This is a genomic window from Bacillus sp. AFS073361 (genome assembly GCF_002567005.1).
GTDB lineage: Bacteria > Bacillota > Bacilli > Bacillales > Cytobacillaceae > Neobacillus.
On record NZ_NUZU01000007.1, the window covers coordinates 82,797 to 100,595 of the forward strand.

The 17,799-nt window shown below is 37.6% G+C and carries 20 protein-coding genes; 15 read left to right on the forward strand and 5 right to left on the reverse strand.

The features are described 5' to 3' along the window. The first annotated feature begins 36 nt into the window (after nt 1-36). The 4 genes from COJ96_RS04790 to COJ96_RS04805 all read left to right on the forward strand — a co-directional run bounded on the left by COJ96_RS04790 (nt 37) and on the right by COJ96_RS04805 (nt 4,478). Complete coding sequence (locus COJ96_RS04790) at nt 37-714, forward strand: isochorismatase family protein (protein ID WP_180229980.1); 678 nt, start codon at nt 37-39, stop codon at nt 712-714. A 234-nt stretch (nt 715-948) separates the two neighbouring features. Next, complete coding sequence (locus COJ96_RS04795; protein ID WP_142332958.1) at nt 949-1,743, forward strand: IclR family transcriptional regulator; 795 nt, start codon at nt 949-951, stop codon at nt 1,741-1,743. A gap of 204 nt (nt 1,744-1,947) precedes the next feature. Beyond that, on the forward strand, nt 1,948-3,174 hold the full coding sequence (locus COJ96_RS04800; RefSeq protein ID WP_098571838.1) for a Gfo/Idh/MocA family protein: 1,227 nt from the start codon (nt 1,948-1,950) through the stop codon (nt 3,172-3,174). 83 nt (nt 3,175-3,257) lie between these two features. Continuing rightward, nucleotides 3,258-4,478, forward strand: a complete 1,221-nt coding sequence (locus tag COJ96_RS04805) for an MFS transporter (RefSeq protein WP_098571839.1) — start codon at nt 3,258-3,260, stop codon at nt 4,476-4,478. 221 nt (nt 4,479-4,699) lie between these two features. Here COJ96_RS04805 and COJ96_RS04810 read toward each other — a convergent pair whose 3' ends face one another. Continuing rightward, nucleotides 4,700-5,482 (reverse strand): VOC family protein, encoded by a 783-nt coding sequence (locus tag COJ96_RS04810; RefSeq protein WP_098571840.1) that lies wholly within the window; start codon nt 5,480-5,482, stop codon nt 4,700-4,702. A 74-nt stretch (nt 5,483-5,556) separates the two neighbouring features. Between COJ96_RS04810 and COJ96_RS04815 the strand changes: the two genes are divergently transcribed. Then, the gene (locus COJ96_RS04815) at nt 5,557-6,444 is read left to right on the forward strand and encodes a hypothetical protein (RefSeq protein ID WP_142332959.1); all 888 of its coding nucleotides are present in this window, start codon (nt 5,557-5,559) and stop codon (nt 6,442-6,444) included. A 115-nt stretch (nt 6,445-6,559) separates the two neighbouring features. On the opposite strand, the gene COJ96_RS04820 is transcribed toward COJ96_RS04815, so the two are convergent. Both COJ96_RS04820 and COJ96_RS04825 read right to left on the reverse strand, forming a co-directional pair. Beyond that, nucleotides 6,560-7,576 (reverse strand): TDT family transporter, encoded by a 1,017-nt coding sequence (locus tag COJ96_RS04820; protein WP_257148434.1) that lies wholly within the window; start codon nt 7,574-7,576, stop codon nt 6,560-6,562. Between the two features lie 216 nt (nt 7,577-7,792). Beyond that, nucleotides 7,793-8,695 (reverse strand): VanW family protein, encoded by a 903-nt coding sequence (locus COJ96_RS04825; RefSeq protein WP_098571842.1) that lies wholly within the window; start codon nt 8,693-8,695, stop codon nt 7,793-7,795. Between the two features lie 167 nt (nt 8,696-8,862). Here COJ96_RS04825 and COJ96_RS04830 point away from each other — a divergent pair, with 167 nt between their 5' ends. The 3 genes from COJ96_RS04830 (at nt 8,863) to COJ96_RS04840 (ending at nt 11,012) form a co-directional block, all read left to right on the forward strand. After that, nucleotides 8,863-9,282: an RrF2 family transcriptional regulator gene (locus COJ96_RS04830; RefSeq protein ID WP_098571843.1), complete on the forward strand. Its 420-nt coding sequence runs from the start codon at nt 8,863-8,865 to the stop codon at nt 9,280-9,282. Nucleotides 9,283-9,392: 110 nt separating this feature from the next. After that, nucleotides 9,393-9,785 carry an IDEAL domain-containing protein gene (locus tag COJ96_RS04835; protein WP_098571844.1) on the forward strand — a complete coding sequence of 131 codons (393 nt, stop codon included), beginning with the start codon at nt 9,393-9,395 and terminating at the stop codon, nt 9,783-9,785. Between the two features lie 102 nt (nt 9,786-9,887). Beyond that, the gene (locus tag COJ96_RS04840; RefSeq protein ID WP_180229981.1) at nt 9,888-11,012 is read left to right on the forward strand and encodes an NADH-dependent flavin oxidoreductase; all 1,125 of its coding nucleotides are present in this window, start codon (nt 9,888-9,890) and stop codon (nt 11,010-11,012) included. Between the two features lie 118 nt (nt 11,013-11,130). Here COJ96_RS04840 and COJ96_RS04845 read toward each other — a convergent pair whose 3' ends face one another. Together COJ96_RS04845 and COJ96_RS28190 are read right to left on the reverse strand one after the other, a co-directional pair. Continuing rightward, nucleotides 11,131-11,547: a DoxX family protein gene (locus COJ96_RS04845; RefSeq protein WP_373561652.1), complete on the reverse strand. Its 417-nt coding sequence runs from the start codon at nt 11,545-11,547 to the stop codon at nt 11,131-11,133. 142 nt (nt 11,548-11,689) lie between these two features. Continuing rightward, nucleotides 11,690-11,821, reverse strand: coding sequence for a YjcZ family sporulation protein (locus COJ96_RS28190; protein ID WP_142332961.1), 132 nt, complete (start codon nt 11,819-11,821; stop codon nt 11,690-11,692). 404 nt (nt 11,822-12,225) lie between these two features. Here COJ96_RS28190 and COJ96_RS04850 point away from each other — a divergent pair, with 404 nt between their 5' ends. From COJ96_RS04850 to COJ96_RS04880, 7 genes are all read left to right on the forward strand, one after another. After that, the gene (locus tag COJ96_RS04850; RefSeq protein WP_098571845.1) at nt 12,226-12,996 is read left to right on the forward strand and encodes a transporter substrate-binding domain-containing protein; all 771 of its coding nucleotides are present in this window, start codon (nt 12,226-12,228) and stop codon (nt 12,994-12,996) included. A gap of 60 nt (nt 12,997-13,056) precedes the next feature. Continuing rightward, nucleotides 13,057-13,701 (forward strand): amino acid ABC transporter permease, encoded by a 645-nt coding sequence (locus tag COJ96_RS04855; protein ID WP_098571846.1) that lies wholly within the window; start codon nt 13,057-13,059, stop codon nt 13,699-13,701. After that, nucleotides 13,698-14,426 carry an amino acid ABC transporter ATP-binding protein gene (locus COJ96_RS04860; protein WP_098571847.1) on the forward strand — a complete coding sequence of 243 codons (729 nt, stop codon included), beginning with the start codon at nt 13,698-13,700 and terminating at the stop codon, nt 14,424-14,426. The genes COJ96_RS04855 and COJ96_RS04860 overlap by 4 nt, the downstream gene beginning before the upstream one ends. 184 nt (nt 14,427-14,610) lie before the next feature. Then, entirely contained in the window at nt 14,611-15,612 is a 1,002-nt protein-coding gene (locus COJ96_RS04865; RefSeq protein ID WP_098571848.1) for a macro domain-containing protein, read from the forward strand. Nucleotides 15,613-15,690: 78 nt separating this feature from the next. Continuing rightward, the gene (locus COJ96_RS04870) at nt 15,691-16,344 is read left to right on the forward strand and encodes a vWA domain-containing protein (protein ID WP_098571849.1); all 654 of its coding nucleotides are present in this window, start codon (nt 15,691-15,693) and stop codon (nt 16,342-16,344) included. Between the two features lie 148 nt (nt 16,345-16,492). After that, on the forward strand, nt 16,493-16,852 hold the full coding sequence (locus tag COJ96_RS04875; RefSeq protein ID WP_098571850.1) for a protoglobin domain-containing protein: 360 nt from the start codon (nt 16,493-16,495) through the stop codon (nt 16,850-16,852). 252 nt (nt 16,853-17,104) lie between these two features. Then, entirely contained in the window at nt 17,105-17,731 is a 627-nt protein-coding gene (locus COJ96_RS04880; RefSeq protein WP_098571851.1) for a TetR/AcrR family transcriptional regulator, read from the forward strand. The last annotated feature ends 68 nt before the right edge of the window (nt 17,732-17,799 follow it).

A 17,799-nucleotide genomic window follows, 5' to 3' on the forward strand; every position in this document is an offset into this window, starting at 1 on the left:
AAAACCTGGAGACTTTTTATGATAAGGAGGCTTGAAATGAGTGAAGTGAAACAATATTGTTGGCATGATGTGATAGATTCTGACACGAGGGATATTTATCAATCATATGAACGGGTAACGTTCATTGGAATGAAGCCTGCTGTGCTTCTGATCGATCTTTATAATCTGGTCTACGAAGGTGGTTCTTTGCCTGTAAAAGATGTGGTGAAAAAGTATCCAAGTTCGTGCGGGATTCATGCTTGGAATGCCATTGAGCCAACAAAACAATTGATTTCATTGGCTAGAAGTCATCAAATACCATTGATTTACTCCACACAAGGTACAAATCGCATTCAAGCAACAAATAGGCAGCGAAATGTTGTACATGATAACTCTTATGAAATACATGAAGCTTTCCAACTAGCACCAACCGATATTATCATTCAAAAGGAACGCGCCAGTTGTTTTTTTGGAACTCCATTGATCGCTTACCTAACTAGGATGGACATTGATTCTTTAATTATTTGCGGTGAAAGCACAAGTGGATGTGTTCGAGCTACGGCTGTAGATGCTTATTCTTACGGATTTCATCCGGTTATAGTAGAAGAATGTACATTTGACCGAAGTATTATTTCTCATAAAGTAAGCTTGTTTGACCTTCACCATAAATATGCAGATGTTATGAGCCTTGGTGAGGTGAAAGGGCATCTTGATTTAAGATTGAGTGCGTTCTAAAAATCAGTCGAACCTAGTTCACTCTTTATATATTAAACTACTGTGGTAATGATAATCCACAGCTCTGGTCCTAAAAGGGTTTTTGATTGATTACCCGTTCATTTCCAAAAGCAGTAGTAACTCTTACCCATAAAAACATGATAAACTATTATGTATATATAGTTTAATTTAGGTATTTTCTTGCGTAGGAGGTAAGTGTTGGTACATATTGGTTTTAGAGACGGAGGAGTTTTGATGAAAGAATCAATTCAAACAGTACAATCTGTGGAAAGAGCTTTGAGAATTATGGAATGTTTTACACTTGAAAATCCGCAAAAATCATTAGGTGAACTGGCCGCCGAAACGAATTTGTCAAAAAGCACCATTTATCGCTTGCTTGCTACACTGGCGATATGCGGCTACATAAAACAGGATAAACAAACCCAAAAATACAGTTTAGGGTTTAAGCTATTTAATTTAGGTGCTGTGGTGAGTGGAAATATGTCTTTAAGGGACACAGCATTACCGTTTATGAAAAGGCTATCTGAAGAATTGTCAGAAACAATTGATCTAAATATTATTGAAGCAGATCAACGAGTGTGCATTGAAATGGTGGAAAGTTCAGAGGAAATTCGTAATATTGTCAAAGTTGGCCAGCGTAATGTTTTATGGACAGGGGCTTCCGGTAAAATCCTGCTAGCAAACCTGGAGGAAACCGAACGTAAGAGAATTATTGCCGATGCGAAAAAGCTTAATCAATTGCCTGTAGAGGAAATCGTATTAGAAAATGAGCTTGAGATTATTCGCAAACAAGGATTCGTTCTCTCTATTGATGATCGACTTAAAGGTTCATTTGCGATTGCTTCACCCGTTTTCGATCATACTAGAAGACTTATTGGTGGATTAACAGCAGCTGGGCCAATCCATCGATTATCAGAAGATCGAAAGCCATTTATTATTAAGCAAGTTATGTATACTGCTTACAAGATTTCAGAATCCATGGGAGACAGTGGTGCGCAAAGTCGCTTCAACATGCAAATAACACAGTAATTAACGATAAAAAACTGTACGGATACAAAGTTAGATTGGTATTCGTGCAGTTTTATTTTATTTTCAGAATATTTATAACAATCATTGAAAACAAATTCAAAAAAATGCTATAATTTTCTTAAGCTAATAAAATGGAATGCGTTCCGTATTGTGAAAAAAAGATGAAAAAGTTTTCAACTAATCACAAATGAAAGGAATGATATAATGATGAATTTTCAAGATCATCCGTATTTGCTCCGCATAGGGATTGTCGGATTGGGAAATGCGGGTAGTGCCCTGCTTCCAAGTATTGCAAAACACCCAAATGTAAAGGTTACAGCAGCAAGCGGTAGAAATGAAGAACGGTTGAAGAAGTTTGCTGGGGATTATCAGGCTGAGTATTACTTGAGTGTAGAGGACTTATGTCAAAGTGAGCAGGTTGATGCTGTTTACATAGCAAGTCCGACGGAATTTCATGTAGAACATGTGAGAATTGCAACGCAATATAAAAAACATATTATTGTTGAAAAGCCTTTAGCAGTATCAGTTGAAGAGGCTGATTTGCTTATTCAGGCTGCTGAACAGGCGGGTATTCATATGATCGTCGGACATTCGTTTAGTTTTGAACCGCCTATACGAAAGATAAGAGAAATTATTGAAAAAGGTACGCTTGGGAAGGTGCGGATGATTAACAATTGGTATTATAATGACTGGATGTACCGTCCGCGTACACCTGAAGAGCTAGATACAGAGCTCGGTGGTGGTGTAACCTATCGACAGGGTTCTCACCAGTTTGATGTTATTCGATATATTGGCGGAGGTATGCTTAGAAGTGTCCGTGCAATGGCTGGTCGGTGGGATGAATCTCGTCCGACAGAAGGGGCCCATGCAGCCTTTTTAGAATTTGAAGATGGGACTGCAGCAACTGCTGTTTATAATGGATATGATCATTTTTTAACTGCGGAACTTACGTTTGGAATTGGTGAAGGTGGTCCATCACAAAGGAATCAAGGCTACGGGTCTTCTCGTAAAGCTATTCAGCAATTGAGCAGCAGTGAGGAGGAAAGGAGGTTAAAAAGTCTAAAAGGATACGGTGGAAAACATGCAAAAAACTATGATCAAGAAAAAGCTCATCAGCCGTTTTTTGGATTAACGGTTGTTAGTTGTGAGCGGGGCGACATCCGTCAATCACCGAATGGGTTGTACGTTTACGGAGAAAGCGATAAAGTGGAGATTCAGCTTGGGAATGAAACCGGTCGGGATGTAATGATTGCCGAGCTATATGATGCGGTTGCCTTTGATAAGCCTCCTATTCATGATGGTAAATGGGGCAAAGCAAATTTAGAAGTTTGTCAAGCAGTCCTGAAATCTGCCAGGGAACGTAAGGAAATTTACCTGAAGCATCAAGTAGCTATTAACTCATCTAAGCAAATAGCGAGAAATAAATATTGATAAAAATTTGGAAAAGGGTGCAAGACGAGCTTCAACACACCAGGTGTTGAAGCTTGTTATCCTTTATTTGAGGTGAGGGAAGGGTGGTTCTTTCTTACTTTTTAATCATTCAAACGTTAATTTCTATTGCAGTGCAGGGAACACGACCAATTGTTTCTTTATTTGCCGATTCACAAGGTATATCCGTGAGTGTCATTGGAATTTTGGTTTCGGCTTATGCATTTTTTCCAATGCTTTTTGCCGTTAAAGCTGGGAAGTGGCTGGATGCATACGGCGCTCGGCATATGTGTTTGTTAGGAAGTATTGGTTTGTTAGTGTCTGTATTGATTCCGATCATCATCCCGATTGTTCCAACACTTTTTTTTTCGCAATTACTAATGGGGTTTTCGCAAATTTGCTGTCTCATTTCATTGCAAAAAACGGTTGGAAACCTTCCAGGGAACCAGGATAATCTTATTGCTATGTTTAGCCTAACAGGTTCGCTAGGCGAGCTAATCGGGCCCCTCGCAAGCGGGTTTGGGTATGAATACGTTGGTTTTCGCTTTACGTTCGCCATGGCTGCTGTAATTGTCGGTATCGTCTTAATCAGCTGCTTGCTTGTACCAATTAAATTCTGGAAAAGTGCACTTGCCTCTAGAATAGAAAAAGCGGGTAATAAAACATCCTCATGGAAAATGCTAAAACATGTTAATTTACGGAAAGCACTTATTATCAGCGGGTTAGTATTGTATTCAAAAGATCTTTTTGTGGCTTATTTTCCTGTTTTGGGTACTGGAGTCGGAATGAACGCTAGCAGCATCGGGATCGTTTTATCCCTTGTGGCCGCATCATCTATTGGAGTTCGTCTCATACAATTTCGCCTATTGCAAATCTTTGGGCGGGGTAAAATTTTAACCTCCACATTGATAATCAGCGGGCTTTCTTTTATGTTATTGAATGTAAGTGATTTTCCAGTTCTCTACGGACTCATCGCTGTCTTTCTAGGGATTGGGTTAGGATTAGGGCAGCCCCTTAGTCTGGCTTATGCAATGAAGGTAAGTCCGCTAGATAAGCAGGGAGAAGTATTGGGCTTACGGTTGACCTTTAACCGATCTTCCCAGTTCGTCTCGCCCTTTTTCTTTGGGGCAGTGGGAAGAATAGCCGGGGTTTCAGCTATTTTTATGGTATCCGGGATTGTCCTCCTTTTAGGAGCTTTTTTTACTCGATTGCAGAAGGTGGAAAATGGAAATGCACATGATAGTATGAGTGATTTATCTTTTTCATCTAGAGATGAAAAAGAAAGACTAGCGAAAAAAACAAATTAAAACATATCTCAAAATAAATAGGGGCAAAATTCTTCTAATGTTTGAACTGATGTGAAATTCTTTAAATGGAAAAATTGTTAATAAAAATGCACTAATAGATGTACCAGCAAGGAGTAGCGTCATATAAAAAATCCCAAATTATCACAATTTAAAATTGAGAATTTGGGATTTGTCGTTCTTCTATGAGTGAATGATATGTGGGGTGGTGGCAGGAAACTAAGTTATGCTTTTACTGGTTGTTCCCGATTTACATCATCGCGGCGACGATCGCACCAAATGGTAGAGCCATGTTTAAGGTATTCATCGTAGCACCATTTAATAGGCTCCCAATCAGGCTCGAAGATTAAGTAACTATTTGTAAAGATTTCAACACGAAGGCCGCTGCCTGGATCTTTTACATAAATGTACATCGCTTGTGAAATACCATGTTTACCAGGTCCAACAAAGCCAACTTCATTTTCACATAAAATGTCAGCTGCACGTAAAAGGTCTTGAGAGTTATCTAGCCAGTAGGCGATATGGTGCATTTCATTGGGTCCAATTGAATTTTTCGTCGTCATCATCGCAACATCGTGTACTAAGTTTGTAACACTCATCCAGCTAGCTACTTGTTCATCATCTGGATTAACGAAGTATTCGCGAAGCTTAAAGCCTAATGTTTCTGTTAAGTAGTTTACTATTCGTTTATTATCCATTGAAGTTTGCAAATTGACATGGTCGATGCGTCGTGGTGAAACACCTTTTGCCCAAGATTTATATACTTGATTTTTCAGCACTGATTTACGACCTTCCTCAGCTGCTGGTTTTTCCATATCGTAATAAATTTCAAAGCGGTGCCCACTTGGTAATTCAAAACGAATCGCTTCTCCTTGACCTACTTCTTCACCATCTTTAATCCAGCGTACATCTGTGCCAGCATCTTCTAAAAGAAGTGCAAAGGTTCCAACATCCGCACGCCGTTTTGCTTTCCATCCACAAAAGCTTGATCGTCCCAAATTAACCATTGGGCAGATCTGCCTTGGGTAAAAAGATATATTTGAAGGATATTTGGCCCAGATCCGAGGAAATTGCCAGCCTAGTGGATTCTACAATTTCATCCGATTTATATCGTGAAGCCTATGAAAATGTATTTGAAGGGGACGAGAAATGGCAGGGTCTAGCATATGATGATCATCCGATTTTTAGGTGGGATGATCGGTCCACGTACTTTAAAGCATCCCCTTTCTTCAAAGCGGAGATCAAAGAATACAAGCCAGGAGATATTCACCAAGCGAGAGTCTTGTTAATGCTCGGTGATTCGGTTACTACAGACCATATTTCCCCGGTCGGCAACATTCCTTATGAGAGTACAGCTGGACAATACCTTATTGAGCAAGACGTCGAACCCGCCAACTTCAATTCTTACGGCTCGCGCCGAGGAAATCATGAGGTACTTGTCAGGGGAACTTTTGCCCATCCAAGGCTTAAGAATAAATTAGTAGAAAAAACAGGAGGTACAACTCTCTATGTACCGAGCGGGGAAGAAATGGATGTCTATTCCGCATCCATGGTCTACCAACAGGAAAATACGCCGCTGATTATTTTAGCCGGCAAAGACTATGGAATGGGGAGTGCAAGGGATTGGGCCGCAAAGGGTACCTCCCTCCTTGGCGTCAAAGCAGTTATCGCGGAAAGTTTTGAAAGAATTCACCGAAGTAACTTGGTTATGATGGGGATTGTGCCGCTTCAATTTTTGCCTGGAGAAAGCTATGAATCGATGAATTTGGATGGTCTAGAGACGTATTCCATTATGGGGTTGAACGAGCCGCTCAGTCCGATACAAAAGGTGGGAGTGGAAGCCATTAAACCGGATGGCTCAAGGACCCTGTTCCAGACAGTATTGCGCTTGGATACCCGCATGGAGATTGAGCTTTATTCGAAAAAGGGTGTTTTTCAGAGTATCCTAGACCAATGGGTAGAGAGATAGAAAGATTAGCATGGTGTAAAATCAAAAATTAAGGAATTCTTTAGAGACTTGGCTGGCAGACACATGCTTCAATTGGCAGCCAACAATAAATAGGCATAATGAAAAAGCTCCCCAATTAAAATGGAGAGCTTACTTCGTTTTCTTTACTAATTTGTCTTGATAATTGTTTATTAGCTTTTATGAGATCACTAACATAAAGCATAAGTTCAAACATTAGAAGAAGTATTACTATCCATACGCCTTCGTTTAAGATTGTGTCAATCACAATGGATCCAATCAATAAATGGGTATGGATAAGGGATGTAAAAGTATAAAACATGGCAAAAGTAAACACTCTACTCCATTGTGTAACATCATAAATAAAGATTGCTTTTTTAAAGCCGTAGTGTTTAAACCGTTTAAAAAGCCTGTAAATTTCAATAGATTCTACCATAATGAAAATAAGAAGGGCTACTCGCCATATCCATCTTATCGTTTCAATACTAACGATGCCGGTGACTAAACAGGCAATCCCTGAAATAGATAAAGCCCCATGTAAAATGCAGTTCGTATTGTTCCAATCCTTTTCAATAGACCAAGGGTTTTTTATGTATCTATATAAAATAAAGAAAACACAAACAAGATAAAAACTAAATCCTATGATTAGTAAAGGTAGATTAATGAAATCAGAGAATTCTTTGAAAACAGTGTTAAGTAACAGGACGATTGATTGTGTACTTACAGTAGTAAGAAGAAGTATTCCATGGACATTCGAATATGATTTTGTTCGAGTGATTTCTATAAAAGTTTTTACACTGATCCCAATATAAATCATCCACAGGAAGATATTAATAAAAGCAAGAATAACCGAAATAAATCCCAATTCGATAAATTGTTTATAAAATAAAATGCCACTAATAGATGTGCCAGCAACCCATGTACCGATCCCAAAACGATTGATCCGATTGGCATAATGGATGTCTTTAAATTTCCCATCCAGACTGGCAATGATCAAAGAAAGAATAAAGGCAAACCAAAGGGATAGGTTAATAATGCTTAGAATTTTTCCAATTATATGTTGGAAGAACTGGATTCCGAAATAGTTTAATAGAACACCTTGCGTAACAATCCCAATTGCCATAACCATAGCCATGGTTGAAGTTCTAATATAAAGTTTTTTAAATCTGAAAAATAAAATTATGCAAACCAGAAGGAAAATCAATATCAATAAATAAACCACATTTATCACCATTACCATAGTAGTATCTACCAAGTATACCATCAATCAATCTGGAGGTCTGCACATTTGATCAGGTTCTAAATATAGGAATGTGTTGAAATTAATAAGCACCAAAAAACCCAAGTGATCTCACTTGGGTTGGTGATTTTGATCATTAGGAAGATGTGGAACTTTTCTAGGACTAAAGTTAATGAATTCTGAAGAATATAACTCAATGGTTAACTTGTTCCCTAATGTTTTTGCTTGAATTAGAATGGGTTCATGGTATTTATTTTTAAATACAAAATCTGGTCCATTCCAACTAACGGTTGCATCCCTCCCTGGTGGAATATAGGTAACCTTTCTACTATGTGAAACACGTTGGATAACTTTTAATCCCGCATTATCCACTGCATTAAAAAGGGTAGATGATACTTGACAAATCCCACCACCAATATCTTCTGAAAATTTTCCCCTATAAATCACTGTTGCAGGCATATAACCTTTTTCTGCTGTTCTTTTACCAACAACTTTATTAAAGGAAAAAGTTTCCCCTGGGAAAAGAACAAAATTATTAATGGCTTTTTTGGCAAGATAAATATTATTGGTTCGTTCTTTATTATATTTATTGAAGGATGTTACGTATTCTCCAATTTTTTTATTTCGAATATCCGCTAGTAATTCACTGTCAATTTTAGGATAAATTGTTTGTAAGGGGATCTCTACTTTAGATGATCCATTGTTAAAATAATAAGAATATACTTGTTCTGTAAAGATTTGACGGTTTAATCGGTAACCGACTTTTTCAGATATGATATTCCCGTTATTATCAATAAATGCATTTTTAGGACTTTTAGAAACATGTTTGTCCATTTCATCCATAAATTTATTAAGATTTTCTGTGTCAATAATAGGTAAACCGGGCAAGTTCATCGAAAAGTCAGGATGATTAACGATTGAGAAGGTTTGACCATTGGTAGTTGTTAATAAACTGCCTGGTATATTCACCTGTTGAGATAAAATTAATAATCCAAGTAACCAAGTAAAGTTCATATTCCTAGAATCCCTCCTAACTTTAATATGAGGAGAAAACTACAATTCCATGTATATGAATTTGTACTTTGGTACCGGTGATTTCATAAAAAATTGAGTTTTTTTGTTGACTTTATAAACTGTAAATAATAAAATTACATTAATCTTCTTGAGGAGGAAGCATTGAAGTGAATAGTGATTTTACGATAGCCGTCCATAGTTTAGTCTATCTAGCATATTTACCAGATCACATGGCTAGCAGTGAGTCAATCGCTGCCAATGTTTGTACAAATGCGGCACGGATTCGCAAGATCATGAGCTGTTTGCGCAATCATGGATTTGTTAGGACCAAAGAAGGTATTGGTGGTGGCTATATTCTCGACTGTGACTCACAAGATGTCTCATTGGCAGATATTTATCGTATTGTTTCACGCGGAAGCCTAAAACCAAACTGGTGTACAGGGGACCCTGAGCAAAAATGTGTCATCTCGTCTAATACCCAGGTGGTAATGGACCAGATTTTCAATGATGCTGAATTATATTTTGAAAAATATTTAGAAAATATTACACTTAGTTCTGTTTTAGAAAAAATTAAACATTGTCCATGATTTAGTTTTTTCTATTGGTCATACTGTATATTATTTTATTACAGTATGATGAGATGATGTTTTTTTAAAAACTAAACTGTAATTTTTTTTATAACATTTAAGGGGTGTAGATGACAATGGCCGATAATTATCAATTTGAAAATGGGGATTGGATACAGGGTATATCGAGAGGTGGAGAACTGATTCACGGGTATGTTGAAACCGTAGACACTACCAAAGGAATGTTACAAATAAATGTGGTTGATAGTGACAATGAAAAAGCGATTGGAAAATCGATTTGGATCGTAAATAAACAGGCTGAAAAGCTACCCGAGACAACTGATAGAAATGAAAGTGAGCTTTTAGCTTTAATAGACTTGGCTTTACTATTTAAAGATGAGCAGTGGTTTAAGGAATTATCGGCGAAATTAGTATCTACTAAAAAAAATCATGAAGTGCCTATAAAAAAATCTGAATTTCTAATCAGTGGAAACAGAAAGAGGAATTTTGATATAAAAAGGTAATTTTAAACCACTCAAAAAACCAAACTATAAGGTGAAGTTATAGCAAGGGTAACAGTATTTTTTCTTATATAACATAAATGAACATACAGGAGGAGTAATGACATGATGAATGAAAAATATGCACCATTATTTGAGTCATTTACGATAGGAAAGGGGATTTACTTAAAAAACCGAATAGTCATGGCACCGATGACCAATTTCTCATCCAATCCTGACGACACTGTTTCAGATGCGGAAGTCAAGTATTATCAACGACGTTCCAATGGCGTTGGAATGGTCATTACAGCATGTACTTATGTGACCAGAAATGGTAAAGGATTTCATGGTGAATTTGGTGGAGACCGAGATGAAATGATCCCAAGTTTGAGTCGACTAGCATCAGCCATTAAAGAACAAGGTGCGAAAGCAATTTTGCAAATTTTCCATGGCGGCCGTCAGGTTCCACCTGAATTAGTGGATGGTGACGTGGTAAGTGCTAGTGCAGTTCCTTCAGAAGGTGAAGGAAAACCCGTTCCCCGCGCATTGACTGAAACAGAGGTCGAATCTATTATTCGCGATTTTGGAGAAACCACTCGACGCGCCATTGAAGCAGGTTATGATGGAGTTGAAATACATGGTGCCAATGGATATCTGATTCAGCAATTTTTCTCCCCTCATTCTAATCGTCGGGATGACCGATGGGGCGGCACGCTTGAAAAACGGTTAACTTTTCCGTTGGCGATTGTCGATGAAGTAAAGAGAGTGGTTGCTGAATATGCGAAGGAGCCTTTCTTGGTAGGCTATCGTTTTTCCCCGGAGGAACCTGAAACACCTGGAATCACGATGGCTGACACACTGGCACTAATAGATGCACTAGCAGAAAAAGACCTTGATTATCTTCATGTTTCATTACTGGATTTCAGGTCAACCCCTAGACGAGGAGTGGAGGATACACGTTCACGTATTGAAATCATTCAGGAACGTGTAGGGAACCGAGTTCCAGTTATCGGTGTTGGTTCGATTTATACAGCTGATGATGCCTTAAACGCATTGGAAACGGGCGTCCCATTAATCGCATTGGGACGTGAACTGATCATTGATCCTGAGTGGGTGCAAAAAGTGGAACAAGGAAGAGAATCTGAAATTGTCACCAAAATAAACAAGAATCATCAGCACGAACTGGAAGTACCAGATCCCCTGTGGCAGGCAATTGTTCATACGCCAGGATGGTTTCCGGGAGTAGAATAGAACAGTTAAATACTTAAACAAGATGGAAACTCCCTCCAAATAAAAGAAGGGAGTTTCCTTTTCATTTTGATTTAACATCACTAAAAATGGAATCCTTACTACAAGGGGGTCAGGCACTTTATCGAGTATATCCCTTGTATAGATAGACCAGCAATACCAACATGACAATATCTAAACGAGCCCCAAAAGCGAATGGGAGAAGGCCCGTGTGCAGTAGGGGAACCTTTGTTAAAAGAATGGCTGCCATCATAATACCCATTAAAGGTACCACCGCATTTTTTACGGCTTTATTTACCAGTAGTAGAATTCCACAAACTAATTCTATTAAAATAACAAGCTTTAACATCATGTGGGGATAGGGCAGTCCTAAGCCAAGAAAATGATTCGTCACTTCGGTACCCAATAATTTCATAAGTGCTGAGGTAATAAATACATAAGCAACAGTTATTCTAATAACTTTATCAGTATATAAAATAAAAATCCCCCCTTTGTATATCTCTATGCAAGAAGAGGGACAGACCATTACAAAAAACATACATTAACTTCAATCAGGAGCGGTTCCCAAGTTAACGGAAGCTTTGGGAAGCAGTAAGGGACATGGGGTCATACCATGTCCCTGATTTTTCATCTACTCTATAAAACTAAATGATTTTTTGAAGAATTGATCTAGTCTTGCCCTATTCAAAGCAAAAAGCAAATGCACCGATTATGATTAATAAAATAAACAACACTATTATAATGATAAAATTTTCACACCCACGAACATTAATACAGTGTCCTTGAACAGGAGTCGCATAGCCATAATACATCGGAGGCTGGGGAATAGCATTAGAGCATCCACTTATTGTTGGGATTGCGTTAGTATACACTTAAACACTTCCTTTCGATGGTAAGGACAGTAACTAGGCGATTACCCTATATCATATACATTGAGATGAAATTGGAGCCCGTATTAATAAAATTTTTTATGCAAGTGTTGCCATAACCTAACCTGAGTTGGTTTGATTGTTATCGAAATAAATGTTCTCATGTCCCTGTTTTTCTATTAATATGGTCCGCTGTTGAAATTATCTTATTATGTTAATTTTATAAAAAAATAATCTATATTCCAATAATTTTATCTTTTTTATGTTTATCATATGTGTTATATTAACTAGGTGAATTCTATCAATTCTGCATATGAGAATAATCTGACAAAAAAGGGGAGATTAAAATGAAAAAGTTTGGTTTATTTAGTTTGTTTTTAATCCTTACCATCTTTATCGCTGCGTGTGGAAGTAGTGACACAAAAAGCGGGAAAGAGGAAGCAGGTAAGGTGTATAAAGTTGGTGTAGATACGACGTATCCTCCATTTGAATTTAAAGAAGGAAACGAATATAAGGGTATCGATATTGAATTAATCAATGCTATTGCAAAAAATCAGGGCTTCAAAATTGAACTTTCTCCAATGGATTTTGGTGGAATCATTCCAGCAATGCAAGCTAATCAGCTAGATGTCGCTATTGCAGGAATGAGTATTACAGAAGAAAGAAAAAAAATAGTAGATTTCTCAACACCATATTTTGATGCAGGGTTAACATTAGTTGTGAAGAAAGATAATTCAACGATTAAATCCATCAATGACCTAAAAGGCAAAAAAGTTGCAGTTAAAAAAGGTACATCTGGTGCAAAATATGCACAAGACAATGCTTCAAAATTAGGAATTTCTGTTGTTCAATTTAATGATAGTCCTGCAATGTTCCAAGAGGTATCTAACGGAAATGCGGATGCACTGATTGAAGATTATCCTGTAATTTCTTATGCAATTGCCCAAAAAGATCTTGGCTTAAAAATCGTAGGTGATCGCTTGAACGGAGATCAATATGGAATTGCTGTTCTAAAAGGAAAAAATTCAGATCTTTTGAAAAAAATCAACGATGGTCTTGCTGAATTAAAGAAAGACGGAACCTATGATAAAATTATCAAAACTTATCTTGGTGAATAATTAATTTATAAGCAATAAGCGCGCTTAATGCGCGCTTTCTTTTTGAAAGGAGATGAGAAGATGGATATTATTTCTGCAGCGTTACCGATGTTATTCAAAGGTCTTCAAGTGACATTATATATATTTGTGATAGCTATTATTCTAGGTTTTATCATTGGTTTACTGGTCGCTTTATTGAGATTGGCACCGAATAAGATCTTAAATTGGATTGCAAAGATTTATGTGGATGCGATTCGAGGTACGCCATTTATTGTACAGTTGTTTTTTATCTATTTCGGCGTGAATTCTTTACAAATAATCTCCTTAAACAGCACGACTGCTGGGATCGTCACTGTTGCCATTAATGCAGGGGCATACTTTGCTGAGATTATCAGAGCAGGAATTCAATCGATAGATAAAGGACAAACTGAAGCGGCAAGATCGATTGGTTTTACAGGGGCACAAACGATGCGATATGTGGTTCTCCCACAAGCATTTAGAAGAATGCTTCCTACTATTACAAACCAGTCCATTATTAGTTTAAAAGATACTTCACTTTTATCTGTTATTGGGATCGCCGACTTAACACAGCAAGGGCAAATTCAAGCTTCGGCAACCTTCGAAGCATTCAAGATCTGGCTGGCTGTTGGTGTCATTTACTTTATCATTATTTATTTATTAACTATCTTAGCTAATTTCATCGAAAGGAGGATTCAGGTTCGATGAGTATAATTAAGGTTAAAAATCTGCAAAAATCGTTTGGTAAGGTAGAGGTTTTAAAGGATATTAATGCAGAGGTACAAGAAAAAGAAGTAGTTTGTGTGATTGGCCCATCGGGGTCAGGAAAAAGTACGTTCCTTCGCTGCTTAAATCGCCTCGAGGAAATATCAGGCGGGGAAGTAGTTATTAACGGACAAGATATCACAGACAACAAGATTAATATCAACAAGGTTAGACAAGAAGTGGGAATGGTTTTCCAGCAATTCAATCTCTTTCCTCATAAAACCGTTTTAGAAAACATCACGATGGGACCTATTAAAATTCGCTCAACCGAAAAATCTGCGGCGGATAAGTTAGCACTTGAACTACTCGAAAAAGTAGGGTTAAGAGAAAAAGCTAATAGTTATCCGGGTGAACTATCCGGGGGGCAAAAACAACGTGTTGCTATCGCTAGGGCACTTGCAATGAATCCTAAAATCATGCTTTTTGACGAGCCGACATCTGCACTTGACCCTGAAATGGTCGGAGATGTATTAGAAGTAATGAAACAGCTGGCTAAAGAAGGGATGACCATGGTGGTTGTTACTCATGAAATGGGCTTTGCTCGTGAAGTGGGAGATCGGGTCATTTTCATGGACGGCGGCTATATAGTTGAAGAAAATGAACCAAATGAGTTATTCAGTAATCCACAGCATGAACGTACTAAGGCGTTCTTAAGTAAAGTGTTATAAACAATCATTTACCTCGTTGTGAGTAGGAAAAAAATACGAGCCATCAAGTACTAGTGTTTTCAATCTAGTATTTGATGGCTTTTTTTGATGCAAGTTCTGACATGAAAAAATGGTATAATCTCACTAGGGTTATACAAATTGTGGGAGATAAATGCAATATAGTATTGTTTAGGAGGGGAAAAGGTTGCCATTAGAAATTGTTCGTCATGATCTTACTAAGATGAAGGTGGATGCGATTGTCAATGCTGCAAATACATCATTGAAAATGGGTGGGGGTGTTTGTGGTGCTATCTTTCGTGCAGCTGGTGTTTATGAGTTGCAAAAAGCTTGCGATCAAATGGGGGAATGCAAGGTTGGAGAAGCTGTATTGACGGACGGCTTTAACTTAGAAGCAAAATATATCATACATACTCCTGGACCGATTTGGCAAGGTGGTTCCAATCAAGAAGCCTTACGGTTAAAGAATTCTTACTATAACTCCTTGGAGTTGGCCAGGAACCAACAGTGTGAATCCATCGCATTCCCGTTGATATCGACAGGCATTTATGGTTACCCCAAGGAGGAAGCATTACAAATTGCGGTTTCTACGATAGGTTCATTTTTATTACAGCATGACATGCTCGTTTATCTAGTTGTTTTTGATAAGAGCTCTTTCGGTTTAAGCAAGAAACTATTTACATCGATTCATCAATATATTGATGAGCATTATGTGGAAGAAATAGAAAACGTGTTTGCGCGTAATAGACAAGAACCCTACATATGGGAAAGCCAGCAAGAAATCGAGATTGTTCAGCAGGATGTACATAAAGAAGCAGAGTATTCGTTAGTCAATCTATTGGACGAACTTGATGAATCTTTTTCCGAACGGCTGCTTCGTTTCATTGATGAAAAGGGTATGACAGATGTGGAAACATATAAACGAGCGAATATTGACCGGCGATTATTCTCCAAGATACGGAATGAAGCCGATTATACTCCGAAAAAGAAAACCACGATTGCATTTGCCGTTGCTTTAAAGTTAAACGTGGAGGAAACGATGGATCTTCTAGCCAGTGCTGGTTATACTTTATCACGGAGCAATAAATTTGATGTGATTATTGAGTACTTTATTCAACAGGCAAATTACAATATTCATGAAATCAATGAAGCCTTATTTGCTTTTGACCAGCCATTACTTGGCGCTTAAAAATGTCGCTTTCAAAGCGACCATTTGGTTTTGAATATTTGTTATCCTTTGTTTATCACAAAGCGGAGGATGATAATCATGAAAAGAAATCTAACAGAATTAGTGTTTATTTTGGATAAAAGCGGCTCCATGGCAGGTCTTGAAGCAGATACCATCGGCGGATATAATGCGATGCTGAAGAAACAGCAAAAGGTAGAGGGAGAAGCTATTGTAACAACTGTGTTGTTTGATCACGAATACGATTTATTACACGACCGAATCAATGTAAGGGGCATTTCTCCTATTACTGAAAAAGATTATGAAGTCGGCGGCACCACTGCGTTATTGGATGCGATTGGTTTTTCGATACAAAAAATTGTGAATGTACAAAAGAGGACCAGAGAGGATGAACGTGCCGAAAAAGTACTCTTCGTGATTACCACGGATGGGATGGAAAATGCTAGTCGTGAATTCACAGCGGACAAAATCAAAAAAATGGTTCAGTGCCAAAAAGAGAAATTTGGGTGGGAGTTCCTGTTCTTGGGTGCCAATATCGATGTCATTTCAACAGCTGCGCGATTCGGTATCGATGAGGACTTCGCTGTTGAGTACCATGCAGACGGTGAAGGAACGCAATTAAATTATGAGGCGGTAAATGAAGCTGTGGTTAACCTTCGCAGTGGCAAAAAGATTGATCGAAGCTGGAAAAAAGGCATTGAAAGGGATTATAATCGTCGTTCGAGGAATGTTTAATTTACTTTAAAGTTTGGACACCTGCTGTGGACAGAGGTGTCTTTTTTTCTTCCATAATCACTTTCCGTGATGTAAATCACAAATTTTGATTTTAATTTACACTATAATGATAGGAGAAATTACTTTACATAAGAAAATGAGGGAATGAATGATGCCGATTGTATTGGAACAGGAAAAAGTGAATGAGTTAGTTGACCGTTTTTATGATAAGCTGCTAAAGGATTCCTACTACATTAACATGTTTAATGAAAGAAACACGGATATCGAATTATTGAAGGAGCGGCAAAGAGTATTTATCAACCGACTCGTTGCCGGGGAATCTGATCAGGAACAAGGGAAGCAAGTCTCACAAGTGAAAGAACGACACCCATTTCAAATCGCTCCAGATAGGGCAGCAATCTGGTTTGGTAAATTGAAAGAGACGATGGATGAAATGGACATGGATGTTAGTGTAAAAAAACAACTGACTGAAAAAGTCGATTTTTTGTTGAATAAGATTATTAAGTGAATCCCGAATAATTCATTGTAATAAATGAATGTTTAAGCTCTTGTTAATTTAACAAGGGTTTTTTTTGCTGTATGGATAGAAAATAGTCTTTGGTGCCTGACACCATTATATTTGTCTTGTATGAGAATTTCAGGAAAATTTTGGTTGATTTTTCAGGTGGATTTAAGTTAAAATTTAAATAAACCGGACGGTCGTTTTGAACGTTTCACATATTTTATATAAACAATTATTAATAATAAAGGCGGAGATAAAATGCCCCCGATAGTCTCTGATGATTATAAAGAGAAAAAGAAAAAAGAAATCTTGTCAAGTGCGTTTTTTTGCTTTGCGAAGAAAGGTTTCGAAGTTGCTACGATTAATGATATCGTGGAACATTCCGGTATCAGCAAAGGTGCGATTTATAATTACTTTCAAAGTAAAGATGAAATTTATCTTGAATTAATGAGTACAGAAACGAGTCAAACTTACGATGAACTGAATCAGGAAATATCTAAAAAGACATCAGCTATAGAAAAATTAAACTACTTGTTCGAAATATACTTAGACCTAAATCCTTTTATCGAAGAAAATAAAGCACGTTTTTCAGTTCACTTAGAGTTCAAGCTTCACTCTTCAAGGAACAAAGAATTAAAGGAACGTTTACGCAATCGCAGGCAAACATATTTTATTTCGCAGGTCACTGATATTCTTAGAGACGGGCAAAAGTCTAGTGAAATAAAACAAGATGTGAATCCCGAAATATTTGCTGATCTTTTTTGGTCGATGGTTGATGGAGTGGTCTCACAGACAATAGTATACGAAGATTATCCCTACCATGAGGTATTAAAAGAAATAAAAAAAATGTATATCCTAAGGGTAAAAGAAATATCTGAGCAATAAGGCAAGCCCCTCTAATCGGCTTGTTTTTTGCACGTATGAATTGCTGATAATATCAGGAACAAATAAAG

Coding starts and splice junctions, on each gene's coding strand:
- COJ96_RS28190 (WP_142332961.1), bottom strand. CDS start 11,821: ATGTATTATGGCTATGCGACTCCTGTTCAAGGACACTGTATTAATGTT.
- COJ96_RS04800 (WP_098571838.1), top strand. CDS start 1,948: ATGATGAATTTTCAAGATCATCCGTATTTGCTCCGCATAGGGATTGTC.
- COJ96_RS04825 (WP_098571842.1), bottom strand. CDS start 8,695: ATGAACTTTACTTGGTTACTTGGATTATTAATTTTATCTCAACAGGTG.
- COJ96_RS04835 (WP_098571844.1), top strand. CDS start 9,393: ATGACAATGGCCGATAATTATCAATTTGAAAATGGGGATTGGATACAG.
- COJ96_RS04855 (WP_098571846.1), top strand. CDS start 13,057: ATGGATATTATTTCTGCAGCGTTACCGATGTTATTCAAAGGTCTTCAA.
- COJ96_RS04850 (WP_098571845.1), top strand. CDS start 12,226: ATGAAAAAGTTTGGTTTATTTAGTTTGTTTTTAATCCTTACCATCTTT.
- COJ96_RS04870 (WP_098571849.1), top strand. CDS start 15,691: ATGAAAAGAAATCTAACAGAATTAGTGTTTATTTTGGATAAAAGCGGC.
- COJ96_RS04860 (WP_098571847.1), top strand. CDS start 13,698: ATGAGTATAATTAAGGTTAAAAATCTGCAAAAATCGTTTGGTAAGGTA.
- COJ96_RS04845 (WP_373561652.1), bottom strand. CDS start 11,547: ATGTTTTTTGTAATGGTCTGTCCCTCTTCTTGCATAGAGATATACAAA.
- COJ96_RS04840 (WP_180229981.1), top strand. CDS start 9,888: ATGATGAATGAAAAATATGCACCATTATTTGAGTCATTTACGATAGGA.
- COJ96_RS04795 (WP_142332958.1), top strand. CDS start 949: ATGAAAGAATCAATTCAAACAGTACAATCTGTGGAAAGAGCTTTGAGA.
- COJ96_RS04875 (WP_098571850.1), top strand. CDS start 16,493: ATGATGCCGATTGTATTGGAACAGGAAAAAGTGAATGAGTTAGTTGAC.
- COJ96_RS04790 (WP_180229980.1), top strand. CDS start 37: ATGAGTGAAGTGAAACAATATTGTTGGCATGATGTGATAGATTCTGAC.
- COJ96_RS04810 (WP_098571840.1), bottom strand. CDS start 5,482: ATGGTTAATTTGGGACGATCAAGCTTTTGTGGATGGAAAGCAAAACGG.
- COJ96_RS04820 (WP_257148434.1), bottom strand. CDS start 7,576: ATGGCTATGGTTATGGCAATTGGGATTGTTACGCAAGGTGTTCTATTA.
- COJ96_RS04880 (WP_098571851.1), top strand. CDS start 17,105: ATGCCCCCGATAGTCTCTGATGATTATAAAGAGAAAAAGAAAAAAGAA.